The sequence below is a fragment of the Cupriavidus basilensis OR16 genome, from assembly GCF_000243095.1.
GTDB lineage: Bacteria > Pseudomonadota > Gammaproteobacteria > Burkholderiales > Burkholderiaceae > Cupriavidus > Cupriavidus basilensis_D.
In genome coordinates this window covers 1-235 of record NZ_AHJE01000350.1, presented here as the reverse complement: position 1 = coordinate 235, position 235 = coordinate 1, and the positions used below count along the sequence as shown (strand labels likewise).

Genomic DNA, 235 nt, shown 5'->3' with positions numbered 1-235 from the left:
CGGTTGATCTCCTCCATGATGACCGAGGCCTGCGTCAGGCTCAGCCCCGAGCCACCGTACTCCTCGGGGATTAGGGCGGCCAGCCAGCCGGCGGCGGTCAGCGCATTGACGAATGCCTCGGGATAGCCCCGCGCCTCGTCGATCTTGCGGAAATACTCCGACGAGAACTGGCCGCACAGGTCGCGGATGGCTTCGCGGATTTCTTGGTGTTCATCGACTTTGTTCAGCACGAGAT

The 235-nt window shown here is 62.6% G+C and carries 1 protein-coding gene; it reads right to left on the bottom strand.

The window, feature by feature from the left end; genetic code table 11:
• Positions 1-230, bottom strand: a 230-nt coding sequence (locus tag OR16_RS39085) for an acyl-CoA dehydrogenase family protein (protein WP_423739717.1), incomplete at its 3' end; no start/stop codon positions are given.
• Positions 231-235 lie beyond the last annotated feature (5 nt).